The organism is Flavobacterium chryseum (genome assembly GCF_004362015.1).
Taxonomy (GTDB): Bacteria; Bacteroidota; Bacteroidia; order Flavobacteriales; family Flavobacteriaceae; genus Flavobacterium.
Window position 1 is genome coordinate 68,919 of record NZ_SNWW01000003.1, and the last position, 15,965, is coordinate 84,883.

16 protein-coding genes are annotated in these 15,965 nt (G+C 32.7%); 5 read left to right on the forward strand and 11 right to left on the reverse strand.

The window, feature by feature from the left end; all coding sequences use genetic code 11:
• Positions 1-56 precede the first annotated feature (56 nt).
• Genes EV143_RS06815 through mraZ form a run of 5 tightly spaced genes read right to left on the reverse strand, consistent with a single transcriptional unit; the run spans position 57 to position 5,242 of the window.
• On the reverse strand, positions 57-1,520 hold the full coding sequence (locus tag EV143_RS06815; RefSeq protein ID WP_133507226.1) for a UDP-N-acetylmuramoyl-L-alanyl-D-glutamate--2,6-diaminopimelate ligase: 1,464 nt from the start codon (positions 1,518-1,520) through the stop codon (positions 57-59).
• Positions 1,517-3,532, reverse strand: a complete 2,016-nt coding sequence (locus EV143_RS06820; RefSeq protein WP_133507227.1) for a penicillin-binding protein — start codon at positions 3,530-3,532, stop codon at positions 1,517-1,519. The genes EV143_RS06815 and EV143_RS06820 overlap by 4 nt, the downstream gene beginning before the upstream one ends.
• A complete protein-coding gene (locus EV143_RS06825; RefSeq protein WP_133507228.1) occupies positions 3,523-3,870 on the reverse strand; it encodes an FtsL-like putative cell division protein in 348 nt (115 codons plus the stop codon). Before EV143_RS06825 ends, EV143_RS06820 begins: the two co-directional genes overlap by 10 nt.
• 15 nt (positions 3,871-3,885) lie before the next feature.
• Positions 3,886-4,794: a 16S rRNA (cytosine(1402)-N(4))-methyltransferase RsmH gene (rsmH, locus tag EV143_RS06830; protein ID WP_208111258.1), complete on the reverse strand. Its 909-nt coding sequence runs from the start codon at positions 4,792-4,794 to the stop codon at positions 3,886-3,888.
• Complete coding sequence (gene mraZ, locus EV143_RS06835; protein ID WP_133507230.1) at positions 4,769-5,242, reverse strand: division/cell wall cluster transcriptional repressor MraZ; 474 nt, start codon at positions 5,240-5,242, stop codon at positions 4,769-4,771. Before mraZ ends, rsmH begins: the two co-directional genes overlap by 26 nt.
• A 378-nt stretch (positions 5,243-5,620) precedes the next feature.
• Here mraZ and EV143_RS06840 point away from each other — a divergent pair, with 378 nt between their 5' ends.
• From EV143_RS06840 to EV143_RS06850, 3 genes are all read left to right on the forward strand, one after another.
• Positions 5,621-6,385, forward strand: coding sequence for an alpha/beta fold hydrolase (locus EV143_RS06840; protein ID WP_133507231.1), 765 nt, complete (start codon positions 5,621-5,623; stop codon positions 6,383-6,385).
• A 41-nt stretch (positions 6,386-6,426) separates the two neighbouring features.
• Positions 6,427-7,047, forward strand: a complete 621-nt coding sequence (gene yihA / locus EV143_RS06845; RefSeq protein ID WP_133507232.1) for a ribosome biogenesis GTP-binding protein YihA/YsxC — start codon at positions 6,427-6,429, stop codon at positions 7,045-7,047.
• A gap of 179 nt (positions 7,048-7,226) precedes the next feature.
• Positions 7,227-7,853, forward strand: a complete 627-nt coding sequence (locus EV143_RS06850) for a hypothetical protein (RefSeq protein WP_133507233.1) — start codon at positions 7,227-7,229, stop codon at positions 7,851-7,853.
• Positions 7,854-7,935: 82 nt separating this feature from the next.
• Here the strand turns inward: EV143_RS06850 and gldC are convergent, their stop codons facing one another.
• Positions 7,936-8,274, reverse strand: a complete 339-nt coding sequence (gene gldC, locus EV143_RS06855; protein WP_166638126.1) for a gliding motility protein GldC — start codon at positions 8,272-8,274, stop codon at positions 7,936-7,938.
• Positions 8,274-9,230 carry a gliding motility lipoprotein GldB gene (gene gldB / locus EV143_RS06860; protein ID WP_133507234.1) on the reverse strand — a complete coding sequence of 319 codons (957 nt, stop codon included), beginning with the start codon at positions 9,228-9,230 and terminating at the stop codon, positions 8,274-8,276. The genes gldC and gldB overlap by 1 nt, the downstream gene beginning before the upstream one ends.
• Positions 9,231-9,330: 100 nt before the next feature.
• Between gldB and nadE the strand changes: the two genes are divergently transcribed.
• Positions 9,331-10,137 (forward strand): NAD(+) synthase, encoded by an 807-nt coding sequence (gene nadE / locus EV143_RS06865; protein WP_133507235.1) that lies wholly within the window; start codon positions 9,331-9,333, stop codon positions 10,135-10,137.
• A 93-nt stretch (positions 10,138-10,230) separates the two neighbouring features.
• Positions 10,231-10,860: a response regulator transcription factor gene (locus EV143_RS06870; protein ID WP_026730588.1), complete on the forward strand. Its 630-nt coding sequence runs from the start codon at positions 10,231-10,233 to the stop codon at positions 10,858-10,860.
• 116 nt (positions 10,861-10,976) lie between these two features.
• Here EV143_RS06870 and dnaG read toward each other — a convergent pair whose 3' ends face one another.
• The 4 genes from dnaG to EV143_RS06890 form a co-directional block, all read right to left on the reverse strand.
• On the reverse strand, positions 10,977-13,040 hold the full coding sequence (gene dnaG, locus EV143_RS06875; protein WP_133507236.1) for a DNA primase: 2,064 nt from the start codon (positions 13,038-13,040) through the stop codon (positions 10,977-10,979).
• 127 nt (positions 13,041-13,167) lie between these two features.
• On the reverse strand, positions 13,168-14,205 hold the full coding sequence (locus tag EV143_RS06880; RefSeq protein WP_133507237.1) for a hypothetical protein: 1,038 nt from the start codon (positions 14,203-14,205) through the stop codon (positions 13,168-13,170).
• A 102-nt stretch (positions 14,206-14,307) separates the two neighbouring features.
• Entirely contained in the window at positions 14,308-15,024 is a 717-nt protein-coding gene (locus EV143_RS06885) for a hypothetical protein (protein WP_133507238.1), read from the reverse strand.
• On the reverse strand, positions 15,011-15,571 hold the full coding sequence (locus EV143_RS06890) for an RNA polymerase sigma factor (protein ID WP_133507239.1): 561 nt from the start codon (positions 15,569-15,571) through the stop codon (positions 15,011-15,013). The genes EV143_RS06885 and EV143_RS06890 overlap by 14 nt, the downstream gene beginning before the upstream one ends.
• Between the last annotated feature and the right edge of the window lie 394 nt (positions 15,572-15,965).

Genomic DNA, 15,965 nt, shown 5'->3' on the forward strand with positions numbered 1-15,965 from the left:
TGAAATTCCAAATTCCAATCATTCTGGTGGTATTCGAACTTAAAAATTTATTGTTCTTATTTATTTAATTGATCTAAAATTTCTTTTACAGTTTCCATATCATCAAAATGATGACGAACTCCGTTTATTTCCTGATAGGTTTCATGCCCTTTTCCGGCAATTAATATTATGTCGTTTGGCTGCGCTAGTTGACAAGCGGTTTTTATGGCTTGCTTTCTATCTGTAATTCTCAGCATTTTTTTATAATTGTGCGCTTCAATACCTTTTTCCATTTCATCCAAAATCACTTCCGGATCTTCATTTCTTGGATTGTCTGAAGTTAAAATCGCTTTATCGCTAAAATCGGCAGCAATTTTAGCCATAATTGGTCTTTTGGTTTTATCTCTGTTTCCTCCGCAGCCTACAACTGTAATTAATTGCTCGTTTTTAGTTCGGATGTCATCAATTGTTTTTAAAACATTTTCTAAAGCATCCGGCGTGTGTGCGTAATCTACGATTGCAGTAATATTTCCTTCTGAAACTATATACTGAAAACGACCTGAAACACTTTCTAAATCAGACAATAATCTTAGTGCTTCAAGATTATCCATTCCTAATTCTACAGCCGTACCATAAATTGCCAAAACGTTGTAAGCATTAAAAGTCCCAATTAGTTTTACCCAAACTTCATTATCATTGACCTTCAACAATAATCCTGACAATTGGCTTTCTAAAATTTGTGCTTTAAAATCTGCATAGGTTTTTAAGGCATATGTAAATTTTCTTGCAACTGTATTTTGCAACATCACCGTACCGTTTTTATCATCGATATTTGATAATGCAAAAGCCGTTTTTGGCAATGAATCAAAAAATGATTTTTTAACGTCTCTGTATTCTGCAAAAGTTGGATGATAATCTAAATGATCGTGCGAAAGATTCGTAAAAATCCCGCCAACAAAATGCAATGCTTCTGTTCTCTTTTGATGAATTCCGTGTGAACTCACTTCCATAAAACAATGTGTTACTCCGGCTTCGATCATTTCATTCAAATAATGATTGATTGTTAAAGAATCCGGTGTTGTATGTGTTGCATTATATTCTGTTTCATCAACCATGATTTTTACGGTTGATAATAAACCAACTTTAAAACCTGCTTTTTGAAACAATTGAAACAATAATGACGCAATTGTTGTTTTTCCGTTTGTGCCTGTTACGCCAACTAATTTTAATTTTTCAGAAGGATTTCCAAAATAATTAGCGGCCATAAAAGCCAATGCTGAATTGGTATCTTTTACCTTGATATAAGTAATTCCCTTTTTAACATTTTCAGGTAATGTATCACAAATTATTGCTGTCGCTCCTAACTGAATTGCTTTTTCGATATAATCATGCCCGTCCGAAAGAGATCCTCGAATTGCAACGAAAACATCATTTGCTTCAATTTTTCTTGAATCAAAATCAATTTTATGTACATCGATTTCTGTTGAACCTGTTACAGATTCAATAGCTACTTTATATAATATGTCTTTCAGTATTTTCACGATAATTCTAATACTATGGTTGTGTTTTTACTTATATTTTGTCCGGCCTGAATAGATTGCTTTTTTACTTTTCCTACTCCAATCACTTTTACTTTAATCTTTACGTCAAGATTTTCTAATAAAGCAACTGCATCCATTCCCGGCATTCCTTTTAAATTTGGAATCTGATTTATTTTTTTATTTGCTTCTTTTTCAAACTTATCATAGCTAATTTCCTGTTTGGGAATTTTAGAATCGAGCTGTTTAATTATATTTGTTGATGGCGCATCTGTAAATATTTTTTGAGCGATTCTTTTAAAAACCGGTCCTGCAACATCTGCCCCGTAATAATTATTTTTTGCTGTATTGGGTTTATGAACGACCACAATACATGAATATTTAGGATGATCTGCCGGAAAATAACCTACGAATGAAGAAGCATAATACAATGCCGACTTTCCTTCCTTTCCTCCATAATTCATCTGAGCGGTTCCTGTTTTCCCTGCCATCGAAAAATCTTTCGAATACAATTTAGAAGCCGTTCCTTTTTTTACCACATTCAATAAAACAGCTCTTAGTTTTTTAATCGTTTCCGGTGAACAAATCTTTGGATTAATTACTTCTGTATCGAATTTCTTAATTGTTTTGTTCCATTCTTTTATTTCAGATACAAATTGCGGTTTTACCATTACACCATTATTTGCAACCGAATTGTAAAATGCCAATGTTTGCATTGGTGTTACCGAAACTTCATATCCAAAAGCCATCCACGGGAGTGAAATTCCTGACCAGCTTTTATCTCCAGGATGTGGAATGATTGGTCTTCCTTCTCCTTTAAAATGCAATCCTAAAGTTTTATCCAAACCAAAATTTTTGATATGGTTTACAAATTTTGATGGGTTGCTTTTATAATTATCATAAACCGCCTGAACCATTACCGTATTTGACGAAAGTTCAAATCCGCGGGCTAATGAAACTTTTCCGTAACCACCTTTGTGCGAATCATTAACTGGACGACCGTAGTATCTAATTTGACCTCCGTGGCTATCATAAACCGTACTTGTATCAGCAACCTTATCTTCTAAAATTGCCATTAAATCGACCAATTTAAAAGTCGATCCCGGCTCGTGAGATTCTGCTACAGCATAGTTTACAGTCTCACTGTAAGATCCGTCTTCTCCTCTTCCTAAATTAGAAATGGCTTTTACATGACCTGTTTCTGTTTCCATCACTACTACACAACCATGATCTGCTTCATAATCCTGAAGTTGTTTCAATAAAGCGTGATGTGCAATATCCTGAATAAATACATCTATGGTCGAGATTACGTCATAGCCGTCTACAGGATCTACTTCGTTTAAATCTCGAATAGGTTTCCATTGCCCTTTTGCAATTTTTTGTTTTAAAATTTTACCGTCTTTTCCATTTAGATAACTTTTAAAAGCCCATTCAATTCCTTTACCCACTTCAACACCTGTTGCCGGATCAATACGATCGTAGCCAATTGTTCTTTCAGCAATTTTACCTATCGGATGTTTTCTAACGGTTTCCTGTTCAATTATAATTCCACCTTTAAAAGCACCTAAGTTGAATAATGGAAAACCTTTAATTTTGACATATTCGGTATAACTCAAATTTCTGGAAATCAGATAATAACGATTTTTATTGGCTCTGGCTTTTCTTAATTCCTGTTCGTAATAACCTCCCGGTCTGTCTAAAACTGTAGCCAATGAATCTGATAATGCTTTTACATATTTTTCAAAAATTTCTGTTTTTGGTGCTCTTGCATCAAATCTAATTTCATAATTAGGAATTGAAGTTGCCAGCAAACTTCCGTCAGCCGAATAAATATTTCCTTTGTTCGCCGGAATTATAAAATTCCTAACGGTACGCTGTTTTGCAAGTTGTCTATAGTGGTCGCCTTCAATCCATTGAATATTAGTTAATTTAACGACAATAGCAATTGCCATCACAAAGATGAAAACTGCTACGAGGTAAATTCTGTAGGATATATGTTTATCGTCTACTGCCATATTCTTTTAAGGAAACTTTTTTCTTCTTCTTTAGTGACTTCTATTTTTGTCGGAGGAACCGTTGATGGGAAAATTTGCTTTTCGAGCATTTTATCCGATATCGTTGACTCCATTTTCAACTTCATTAATTCTGAACGTCGGTCTACAAATTCTGATCGCAATTCTTTTACATTATTGCTCAGTTTTGCAATTTCAAAAACCTTTTGTTCGTATCGTTGTGTATTTGCAATCATTATTATGGCAAGTAAAATGATAAAAACAATGAATCGCCAGTTTTTCACCGCATCATCGTTTAATAGAAACCTTGCTTTTAATATGCTAAATACTCCGCCTTTCATTTTTCTACCTTATTATTATATCTTTTCTGCAATTCTTAATTTTGCACTTCTTGCTCTATTATTAATTTTGATTTCTGCATCATCCGGAATAATCAATTTACCTATTGTTTTAAAAGGAACTGAAAAATTTCCGAAGAAATCACGTTCTGGTTCTCCTTCAAACATTCCGTTTTTTATAAATCTTTTTACCAATCTGTCTTCTAGAGAATGATAAGAGATTACAGAGAATCTTCCGCCCGGATTAAGAATTTCTAACGACTGTTCGATAAATTCTTTTAAAACATCCATTTCCTGATTTACTTCAATACGAATGGCCTGATAAATCTGAGCTAATATTTTATTTCGAACTCTTTCGGGTAAATATTTTGCCAAAACTTCTTTTAATTCGTCTGTCGTTTTAATTGGCCTGTGCTCTCTTGCCTCTACAATTGTTCTTGATAAAAGTGGTGCGTTTTTCAACTCTCCATAATCAAAAAAAACACGACGTAAATCCTGTTCTTCATATTCATTGACAACTCTGTAAGCATTTAAATCATTTTTCTGACTCATTCGCATATCGAGCTCGGCATCAAATCTTGTCGAAAAACCTCGTTCCGGAACATCAAACTGATGTGATGAAACACCTAAATCTGCCAAAATTCCGTCGACACTTTTTATACCATGAAAACGTAAAAATCTTTTTATAAACCTGAAATTCTCATTAATTAAGGTAAACCTCTCATCTGGTAATGCATTTGCTAAAGCATCTTCATCCTGATCAAAAGCAAACAATTTTCCGTTTGGCCCTAATCGTTTCAAAATTTCTTTTGAATGACCTCCGCCACCAAACGTAACATCTACATATATTCCGTCGGGCTTAATATTTAAACCATCAACTGTAGGATGAAGCAAAACCGGATTATGATATTCCATTGTCGTCGTCATTAATATTTCCCATTACTTCTTCGGCTAAATCTGCAAAATCCATATCTTCGCCGCTTATTGATTTTTCATATAAATCCTTATCCCAAATCTCAACAATATTAACCGCAGATGAAAAAACAACATCTTTAGCAATACCTGAAAAGGCTACCAAATCTTTTGGCACCAACAACCTACCCAATGCATCAATGTCTACCACTTTAACTCCTGCAGTAAATCTTCGGATGAAATCGTTGTTCTTTTTTACAAAACGATTCAGCTTGTTGATTTTTTGCATCATCAAATCCCATTCTTCCATTGGATACAACTCTAAACACTGTTGAAAAACAGAACGCTTCAAAACGAATCCGTTTTGAAGAGAGGTCGCCAATTGCTTTTTTAAAGGCGCAGGCAACATTAGCCTCCCTTTAGCATCGACTTTACACTCATATGTTCCGACAATTGTGTTCAAAAAAAATGTATTAACATGTTATACAGCAAAAATATAAAAAATATTACCACATTTTACCACAAAATACCACTTTGTTAATAAGTTTAACCACTTTTGATTTTAAAGCATTAATTATTAGACAATCAATACTTTAACTAATAATTGTTTTAGAGACAATATCATTTAACAATTGCAAAAAATACCTCGCCATTCTCTTAAAAAACTAAGCATTATGCAAATATTTTAACATTTACAAATTATAACAAAATACGTTCTAAAAGCTGATTTTTAAACACTTATATATTCTACTAAAAGAATCTAGTTAAAAAACGGTGGCAAAAATTCATTTTTATTTATTTAACCCTATATTTGTCCAAATTGAAATTGGCATTAAATTAAATGGACAAAAACTACAAAAAAGAAGGCAAGTACAGCTATTATGAAGCTGGAGAAGGAACTCCTATCGTTATTTTACACGGCTTAATGGGAGGCCTAAGTAACTTTGATGCTGTAGCAGAATATTTCCCTGCAAAGGGTTATAAAGTTGTAATTCCTGATTTGCCAATATATACCCAGAGTATTTTAAAAACCAACGTAAAAAGTTTTGCGAAATACGTAAAAGATTTTATCACTTTTAAAGGCTTTGACAAAGTAATTTTATTAGGCAATTCATTAGGAGGACACATCGCTCTTTACCACACTAAATTATATCCTGAAAAAGTAGCCGGACTTGTAATTACCGGAAGCTCTGGACTTTATGAAAGCGCAATGGGAGACAGTTACCCAAAAAGAGGCGATTATGAATACATTAGAAAGAAAGCTGAAGATGTATTTTACGATCCTAAAATTGCAACACCAGAATTAATTGATGAAGTATATGCTACCGTAAATGATCGTATTAAACTGATCAAAACTTTAACGATTGCTAAAAGTGCCATTCGTCATAATATGGCAAAAGATTTACCAAAAATGACAGTCGAAACCTGTATTATTTGGGGTAAAAATGATGCTGTAACTCCACCAAATGTGGCGGAAGAATTTGATAGATTATTGCCCAATTCATCTTTATACTGGATTGACAAATGTGGACACGCTGCTATGATGGAACATCCTGAAGAATTCAACAAAATTCTTGAAGAATGGCTCGTTAAGACAAATTTATAGCATCTAACTTTCGATTTCAGAAGGTTTAAAAAACAAAACACATGAAAATTAATACCGCCGAATTTATTATCAGTAATTCTGAAGTTGCAAAATGTCCAAAAGATTTTTTGCCGGAATATGCTTTTATCGGCCGCTCAAACGTAGGCAAGTCATCGTTGATTAACATGCTTACCAACCATAAAAATTTAGCTAAAACTTCAGGAAGACCCGGAAAAACCCAACTGATTAATCACTTTAAGATTAACAACAACTGGTTCCTTGTCGATTTACCTGGTTATGGTTATGCCAAAGTTTCTAAAAAAACAAAATCGGTTTTTCAACAATTTATTACCGATTATTTTGAAACCAGAGAACAACTTGTTTGCGCTTTTGTTTTGATTGATATTCGTCATGAAGCTCAAAATATTGACATTGAATTTATGTCGTATATGGGAGAAAGCGAAATTCCGTTTTGCATTATTTTTACGAAAGCAGATAAAATCAGTAAAACAAAAATTGACTCGCATATTGCTGCATACAAAAAACAAATGTTTGCCAATAACTGGGAAGAAATGCCACACTATTTTGTGACTTCTGCGACAGAACAAACCGGAAAAGATGAAGTTTTAAATTATATTGATGAAGTAAATCAGGAAGTTTTTAAAAATAACAGCGAGTTTTAAATTCTGAGAATTAAGCTCCAAACCTTCGACTTCGCTGAGGGTGACAAAAAAATCCCAAATTCCAATTACAAATTGAAATTTGGGATTTTTTGTTTGTAGTTAAAATCTTCAAAATATATTTATAACTTACTAAACCACAACTTTTTTAAACTACATTTGAAACAAATCAAATTTAGTCTATGAAGAATTTTAAAGTAATCTCATTCCTTTTTCTCTTAATTTTATCATCATGCCATGCCCCACGATACATGTTCATGACCGGACAAAGAACCGGTGTTGATTTTACATCCGGCAAATGGCTTTTAAATGAATTAGATTGCCCGAATAATTCTAAAGAAAAAATGACTTCAGAGTCTTTAAAATTTTTTAGAGAAAGTGTAGGTGATAGATTATCATACATTAATGACGTTAATGGATTACTGGTTACAAGAAAGATTCATTTAAATCCCAATAGCGTAAAACTAAAAGAACTCAAAGACGGAACTGGTTTTGATTTTTTTATTAATATTTCTACCAAAAAAAGCAAAAGTGACTTTTCGAACATAGAACTTTACCAGACTGATTACGAAACAGGAAAAAATGAAGCATCTGTAATTTTGGAAATATATGATTTAAACTTACAACAAATTATTTATTCTCAGAATGTTGTGGGTATTACTGAAAAAGGAAATACAAAATCGATGTGGGAAACAGAAAAATCCGATAAACTTATAGACAATATAGCATTCTACAAAAACACAAATAATTTAATGTTAGGAGCTTTAAAAAAGGTATTTAAAGATTTAAAGAAAAGATCGGTTAAATAGCAAAACATCAAATTTGAATATAAAAAATCCCAAATTCCAACCTTGCAATTGGAATTTGGGATTTAAAAAATTGAAATTTCAACTATTGCTTTGTCAACTCCAGTTTTTCTGCAAAATAATCACAGAAATCTTTCATTGTATCGGCCATTTTTTCGTCATCTGTAGCGCGTTTAAAAGTATCAGACATTGCTACTAATGTTTGGTGAAAGAAAATTTTCATTTCATCTACCGGCATATCTTTCGTCCACAAGTCAATACGCATCGTTTCTTTGGCTTTACTATCCCAAATAGACAACATAATAGCTTTTGCTTCTTCTGCTTGCACACCGCCATCCTGAGCGCTCCAGGTTAATTTTTCCGGCACACGGTTTTCGTCTAATTCTATATTGAATTTAATTTCTGAGTTTATTGTATCTGACATTATTTCTTAGGTTTATATTTGGACTTTTCGAATATTTCTTTTGCATCTGTTTTTAATAATTCCGGCAACGTAACATTGTTGTTTTTCATGTACGAGCGCACGATTTGCCAGCCAATCCAGCCTCCCACTCTTCCCGGGGATTCATTATCTAATTCTAAATAAAATTTAGAGAATGGAGCAGGCGCAATAAATCTGGTGTTTAATTTAGGATCAGGACTGTATAACATTTCTTTTTCAAGAAAATAGCGCCACATATAATTTTCATTCTCTTCACACCATTTTATTTGTTCCGGCGTGTAGCCCATTTTTTCTGCATCTGTATAGTCAGGCAAAAGTAAATCCTTTGCATACAATTGTTTTCCTTCAAAAATCATTTGAGAAAGCAACGTTTTATCAGCAGAAGGCGGAATATTTCGGTAAGCAAAACTAGAAACCACGTCAGGCATGATTTGTTTTTCTTCAAAATTTTGTTTCAGATAATTTGGGAACTGATAAAATTTATGGTCTTTTCCCAAATACAATTCTAATGCAACTATCACCAGGCTGTCTGCATAAATTGCTTTGGCATTATAATCCATTTCTGAAATTACTGTGATGACTTTAGGCGTTTTTGTTTTTGGAAAATAATACTTTACGTGTTGAAACAGTGCATTGAATTGCTCACGAACGGGCTCAAAATTGCCGTATTTTTTTTGTACTTCTGTGTAAACTTCCTTCCAGATTGGGTCTTGCATTTTATTTAACCAAACGGCATCATCATTGCCCGGAGGAAAAAAGAAAGGATATTGCCTTTTTACTTTAGCCAGATCTTCTGGTTTGGTTTCAAAAAACACTTTATCAAAACGTTCTACTTTAATATCAACAGGAATTTCCTCAACTGCTTTTTCGACTTTACTTTTTTGATCACAAGACAAAAAAAACAAGCACAGAACCACTGCAAAGCGATATATTTTCATTTTATTTTAATTAGATTTGTGTTGCTGGAATTTAAGTAAAAACGTATACTTAAAAAATTTATGCAAATATACATCCCTGTATTTTAAAACTTGAACTATTATGGCTAAAAAAAGCACAATTCAGACAGAAAAAGTAAATACTCATATTGTTGAATGGTTAAAAAATTACGCTACCAATGCAAAAGCTAATGGTTTTGTAATTGGAATTTCGGGCGGAGTAGACTCTGCAGTAACTTCTACGCTATGTGCGCAGACCGGTTTACAAGTTTTATGTGTTGAAATGCCAATTCATCAAGCTGAAAATCAAGTGTCAAGAGGAAGAGAACATATTGATCAGCTTAAAAAACGTTTTCCGAATGTTTCTAATGTTGAAACTGATTTAACAAGCACTTTTGAGGCTTTTAAGAGCGCTGTGCCATCATCAAAAGATTCAACAAAAGTTAATTTATCGTTAGCGAACACCAGAGCTCGTTTAAGAATGACTTCTCTTTACTATCTAGCTGGTATTCATGGACTTTTAGTAGCAGGGACGGGGAATAAGGTAGAGGATTTTGGTGTAGGATTTTATACAAAATACGGAGATGGCGGAGTTGACCTTAGCCCAATTGCTGACTTAATGAAGTCTGATGTTTATGCTCTTGGCGAATATTTAACAATACCACAGTCAATTTTAACAGCAGCACCTACAGATGGTTTATTTGGTGATAACAGAACAGATGAAGACCAATTGGGAGCCAGTTATGATGAGCTTGAATGGGCGATGCTGGCCGCGGAGTCAGGAAATTCGGTAGCTGACTTCAATGGGAGAGAAAAATCTGTCTTTGAAATCTATAAACGTTTAAACACCAGCAACAAGCATAAAATGGATCCAATACCAGTTTGTTTAATCCCAAAAACGTTAAAATAACATTTTTAACATTTGTCTGCCATTAATTACAGAATTTATTTATTAATTTTACAGCTCCAAAAAACATGATAATAATTCTAAAAAGGTAAAATTATGATTAAAGTATGTCTTGCAGACAATCATCCTGTGACTCACTTTGGCGTTAAGTCTTATTTTAAAGACCACGATCAAATTTCAATTGTTGCCAACGTAGGCAATTTTTCAATGGTTAGAGATATTCTTCAAACGAAGGAGATCGACATCCTAATTCTAGATTTAGAGTTAGAAGGTCTTTCGAGCATCTTCGAAGTGAAATCTATTCTGAAAAATTTTCCAAAAACAAAAATTGTAATTTTTAGTGACCTCGCTGAACAGATGTATGCTCCAAACGCAATTAAAGCAGGAGTCTCTGGTTACGTGCACAAAACAGAAAAACTTGAAACTTTAGGTCTTTCTATCATCAAAGTGCATGAAGGAAAAATTATTATCAATGAAACAGTTCGCAAAAACATGGCCCTAATTGCTAAACAAAGCAAGAGCGAACGTTTGTACAGAAAACTTTCTAATCGCGAGATTGAAGTTTTGCGCTATTTAAGCGATGGTAAAAAAAACAATGAAATCTCAAAAATTCTAAACCTGAACGAAAAAACGATCAGCACGTACAAATTGAGATTATTAACTAAATTAAATGTTACTAATTTAGTTGACTTAGTTAATAAAGCTAAGACATTAGAAATTATTTAATGGTATAAAATTACTCTTCTGGTATATTCCAAATACCACTATGAATAATCCAAAAACCGTAGACAAAAGCTCTGTATTGTCTGATTTATCAGTTATATAGAGCTTTTTAATTTTATTTAATGATACGGAACTACAACTCTTCCCAGTTTTCTTGAAAAGTTATTTAATAATCTTGAATAATCTACAACCATCGATAAAAGCTCTGAATTATCTTCTTTAGGATCTGATAATAATGAGTTCTTTAAATCGTGGATTATTTTAGAAACCAAATACCAGCGCATAGAGAAAATGGTATCTGATACATTTTGTTCTATGGTTACGCTTTTATGTTTTGGAAAAATATTTTGTCCTTCCCAGTTGTGAATGGTTACTTTTTCATCTTCCATTAAAATATTGGTCACTTCCTGTGCAAAATCAGGATGAAGATGCATTAAATATTTATCTAAACTAAAAGCTTCATTTTGATTATAAAAATCAATTAATCCTGCAAATATATTTTGAAACAAATTATTAGAAAGCTCTACTTCGTCTTCCTGCAGACTTAAATAAACTTTTTCGTAAACTTTATATTTTCTTTTTTCGCTTACTTCTTTAATAACTCCTTCTTCATCAGCTTTCAAAAAAACATCTTCAAAGTCCTCTTCTACATTTCCGTAAAGCAATAATATTTCGATAATTTTTCTTTCGAAACCGTACAAAATATCTACTTTTTCTGCTTGTTCTTGCAGATATCCTGTCTCTCCCGGATAACCTTCCGGTGGCCCTACTCTTGGATCTTCAGGATCTCCCCCTGAATACCCACCATTTTTTGGTTTTTGATTTCTAAAAACTTCAAAAGGTTTTTGCTCCTGCTTTTGTTTTTTATTAACTTCTGCAATATCTTTTTGAATCAACTGAGCCAGTGTACTCAAAAGTACCTGTTCAGAAATATCCATGATTCTGGCACATTCCTGAATATATATTTCACGCTGAATACGATCTGGTATTTTAGAAATACTATTGACCATATCGCGAATTAAATCGGCTTTTTTAATAGGATCGTTTTTAGCATCGCCCATTAGGATCGAAGCTTTAAACTGTATAAAATCTTTGCTGTTTGCTTCTAAATAAGCTACTAAATCATCATGAGAATTTTTTCGGGCAAAACTGTCCGGATCTTCTCCATCAGGAAAGGCACAAACTCTTACATTCATTCCTTCTTCCAGAATCAAATCAATTCCCCGAATAGAAGCACGTAGTCCTGCAGCGTCTCCGTCAAAAAGTACGGTAATATTTCTTGTCAAACGATTTATTAAACGAATCTGATCCGGTGTTAAAGCAGTTCCTGACGATGCTACAACATTCTCAATTCCGGCCTGGTTGAACTGGATAACATCAGTATAACCTTCAACCAAATAACAATTATTTAATTTCGCTATCGATTGCTTCGCCTGAAAAATTCCGTAAAGCACTTTACTTTTATGGTAAATATCACTTTCGGGAGAGTTTAAATATTTTGCTGCTTTTTTATCATTGGTTAAAATACGGCCTCCAAATCCTAAAACACGTCCGGACATGCTATGAATCGGAAACATAACACGACCTTTAAAGCGGTCAAAAGGACGGTCTTCCCTTGCAATTGTTAAACCGGTACTTTCAAGATATTCTAATTTATAGCCTTTTCCTAATGCTTCTTTGGTAAAAGCATCCCAGGTTTCAGGCGAGTATCCTAAACCAAATTTTTTGATGGTTTCATTGGTAAAACCTCTTTCTTTAAAATAAGAATATCCAATTGCTTTTCCTTCTTCAGAATTTAAAAGTACATCCTGAAAATATTTTGATGCAAACTCAGAAACCAGATACATGCTTTCGCGCACGTCTGTTATTGCTTTTTCTTCATCTGATTGTTCGGTTTCTTCAATTTCGATATTGTATTTTCTGGCTAAATAGCGAATGGCTTCGGGATAGGTAAATTGCGAATGTTCCATCAGGAATTTAACAGAATTTCCTCCTTTTCCTGTACTAAAATCTTTCCATATTTGTTTTACAGGCGAAACCATAAACGACGGAGAACGTTCATCTGAGAACGGACTCAGACCTTTGAAGTTACTTCCGGCGCGTTTTAAATTTACAAAATCACCTATAACCTCCTCTACTCGAGCAGTTTCAAAAACAGTATCAATTGTATTTTGTGAAATCAAAACGTAAAATATTTTTAAAGTTGAGAGCCTGTAAAAGTACACAAATCAATCTTGAAATTTTAAAATTTTGCATAAAAAAGTGCCTCTTTCGAAGCACTTTTTCTACTAACTAAACTCAACTCAATTTTTAATTTAAATCTAAACGCAATCCTAATGAAATATTCTTTTCTTCAACTAAATTGTCTTTAAATAAAGGGTTCAAATCATATTTTAAATACAAACTAACCTCTTTGTAACCAACATAAGAACTTAATCCATAAATAAAATTATTTACATTGTAATCGCCTTTTATTGTTGTTTTATATTTTAAATCCTCTTCTTCAAATTTTAAAATTTGTTTGGATTTTACATTTATTCCAGCGTAACCTCCAATCCCGAAACGGAAACTTTCGTGTGTTTTGAAATAAGTTTGTCCATCACTATATTTAGGTTTCGAAAAATCGAATTCTAAATGTACGGGCGCGACTAAATAAACATTTCTAAAACGTGATTCGTTTAGGTGCACAGCATTAACTTCTAGATTAGTCTGATCATTATTTACGACAAAGCTTCTGTTATCATTTGGGCGAATATTGTTATACATTAATGAAAGTCCGTATTTGGCGTGCAATAAATTATCGTTTTTCATTAGCCTTGAATTATAGGTTAAACCCCATTCGTAAAAATGCGAACCCATAAAACTGTACTTTGAATCCTGAAGTTTTCCGTCGACCATCATGTTGTTTAAACCCATTGCAAACACAAATTGCGAAGTGGTTCTTTTTTCTCCATAGATAGAATCGCTGTCTGTTCTTTTATCATTTCGATGAAATACTAAACTATATTTTGTGTCTGAATCCTGTTCTTTTATTTTTCCATCTACTTTTTGCTGTACCAAATCATTAAGTTCATTTTGGGCCAAAGTCACTTTTTCTTCGATGATAACAGCTCTTGCTTCAGCTAATTCTTTTTTGCGCTTATCGGCCACTTCCTGCGTTATCTTTCCTTCTGATAATTGAACATTTATGGCTTCAATTTCTTGTTTTAAAGCTTCTTTTTCTTCTTTGGTAATCTTCTCTATTTTATTGGCAATTTCTCTGGCCCTAGATTCAAAAGTTTCCTGACCGAGCACTTTGCTGACAAATAAGAAAACCAGGATTACGAGGTAAACGGTAAAATTTTTCATGATTGATTTTTAAATGATTGATGATTGTTTTTTAATTGTGAATTGTAAATTGTTAATTATGAATTGTGAATTCTTAATTCTTAATTCTTAATTCTTTACTCTTTACTCTTGTTGATTTCGATTTGTAACCGCCACTTTTACTGTTTGATAATTTTTATTAACTTTTGTAATGATTTTTTCTCTAAATGAAAGTTCTAATTCGCCATCGACCTGATTGAGTAAATCGCCTGCATTTACTTTTATTTTTTTTGCTTTCGCCGAATTTTCTGCAACTGCTGTCTTTTCTGCCGAATTTATCAACTGATCTCTATTCTCATTTTTAGAAGTTTCAACTGTTGAAATTTGATTGTTGATTGTTTGATTTTCCTGATTGTTTTTGATGATGATTGAAGACTCCGCTATTTGATTTTGTTCTTTTTTTATTGGTTTACTCGATTTATTATTGAGGTTTATTTTTTCTTTATTTGAAGTTTGATCTGAACTTTTTTCTGAATTTGCAATTTCAGTCTTACGGAAATCTATTGTATTTAAAATTGGTTTTAGAATTGAATCCTTTTTTAGATTTTCTTCTATTACAACATTTTCTTTTAGAGTTTCGATTGTATTTTTCTTTTGATTAAAAAAGAAAGTTCCAATCAATAAAAAGCCAACAATACTTGCAGCGACATACAGCCATTTTCTCTTTGAAGTTTCTTTCGGTTCGGTTCTTTCGGCAATACTCAACATCGCATCTAATCGGTCCCAGGCTTTATCACTTGGTTCAATTTTGCGTTGATTTAATTTATCACGGAAATCCTTTTCAAAATTATTCGGTTCCATTATCTTGTTTTTTTAATGTATTAATTTGAGTTTGAAGCATTTTTCTCGCGTGCGATAATTGCGATTTCGATGTACCTTCATTAATCCCTAACATCTTTGCAATTTCATTGTGTTTATAACCTTCAATAGCATATAAATTGAAAACCATTTTATAACCATCCGGCAAGGCATCAATCAAAAACTGAATCTGATCTATTGAAAACTGAATATCTATTGCATTGAAACTTTCTTCTGTATAAATTTCATCTTCGGTAAATTTCACTTTCTTCTGAACTCTTAAATACGAAATGCATTCGTTAACCATGATTCTGCGAATCCAGCCTTCAAAACTTCCTTTATGTTCAAATTTATTTAAGTTGGTAAATACCTTCATAAAAGCCGTTATCATGACATCTTCGGCCAATTGAATATCTTTTATGTATTGTCGGCAAACGCTTAGCATTTTTGATGAAAACCTGCTGTATATCTGTTGTTGTGCTTGTCGATTATGCTCGACAGCCAACCTGATAATTTCGGTTTCTTCTTGATGTAAATGAATAATTTTCATTAATAAGCGTTCAAATTTTGTTTTACTAACAGACTTCTATTAGCATAGACGAGTATTGTTTTGAAATGGTTGCATGGGGATTAAAAAATTCAATTACAAAATGAAATTCCAATATTTAAATTCCAAATTCCAACATAAAAAATAAAAAAAACAACTGATTTATAATTGAGTAATCCGTTGTATGCAGTTATTTTAACACATAGAAACATAGAATTATTGAACTCAAAAAAGGCGTTTCACTTGCATTAACACGCATAGCTATGTGTGAGAAACGAGTTTCTTTTTGATTAACTTTTTTTAAAATATAAATCTATGTTTCTATGTGTTTGATTAATTTTTTAGAATTAATCAAAAAGGATTCCGTAAAACAATTATCAAATTGACAAATTATCTA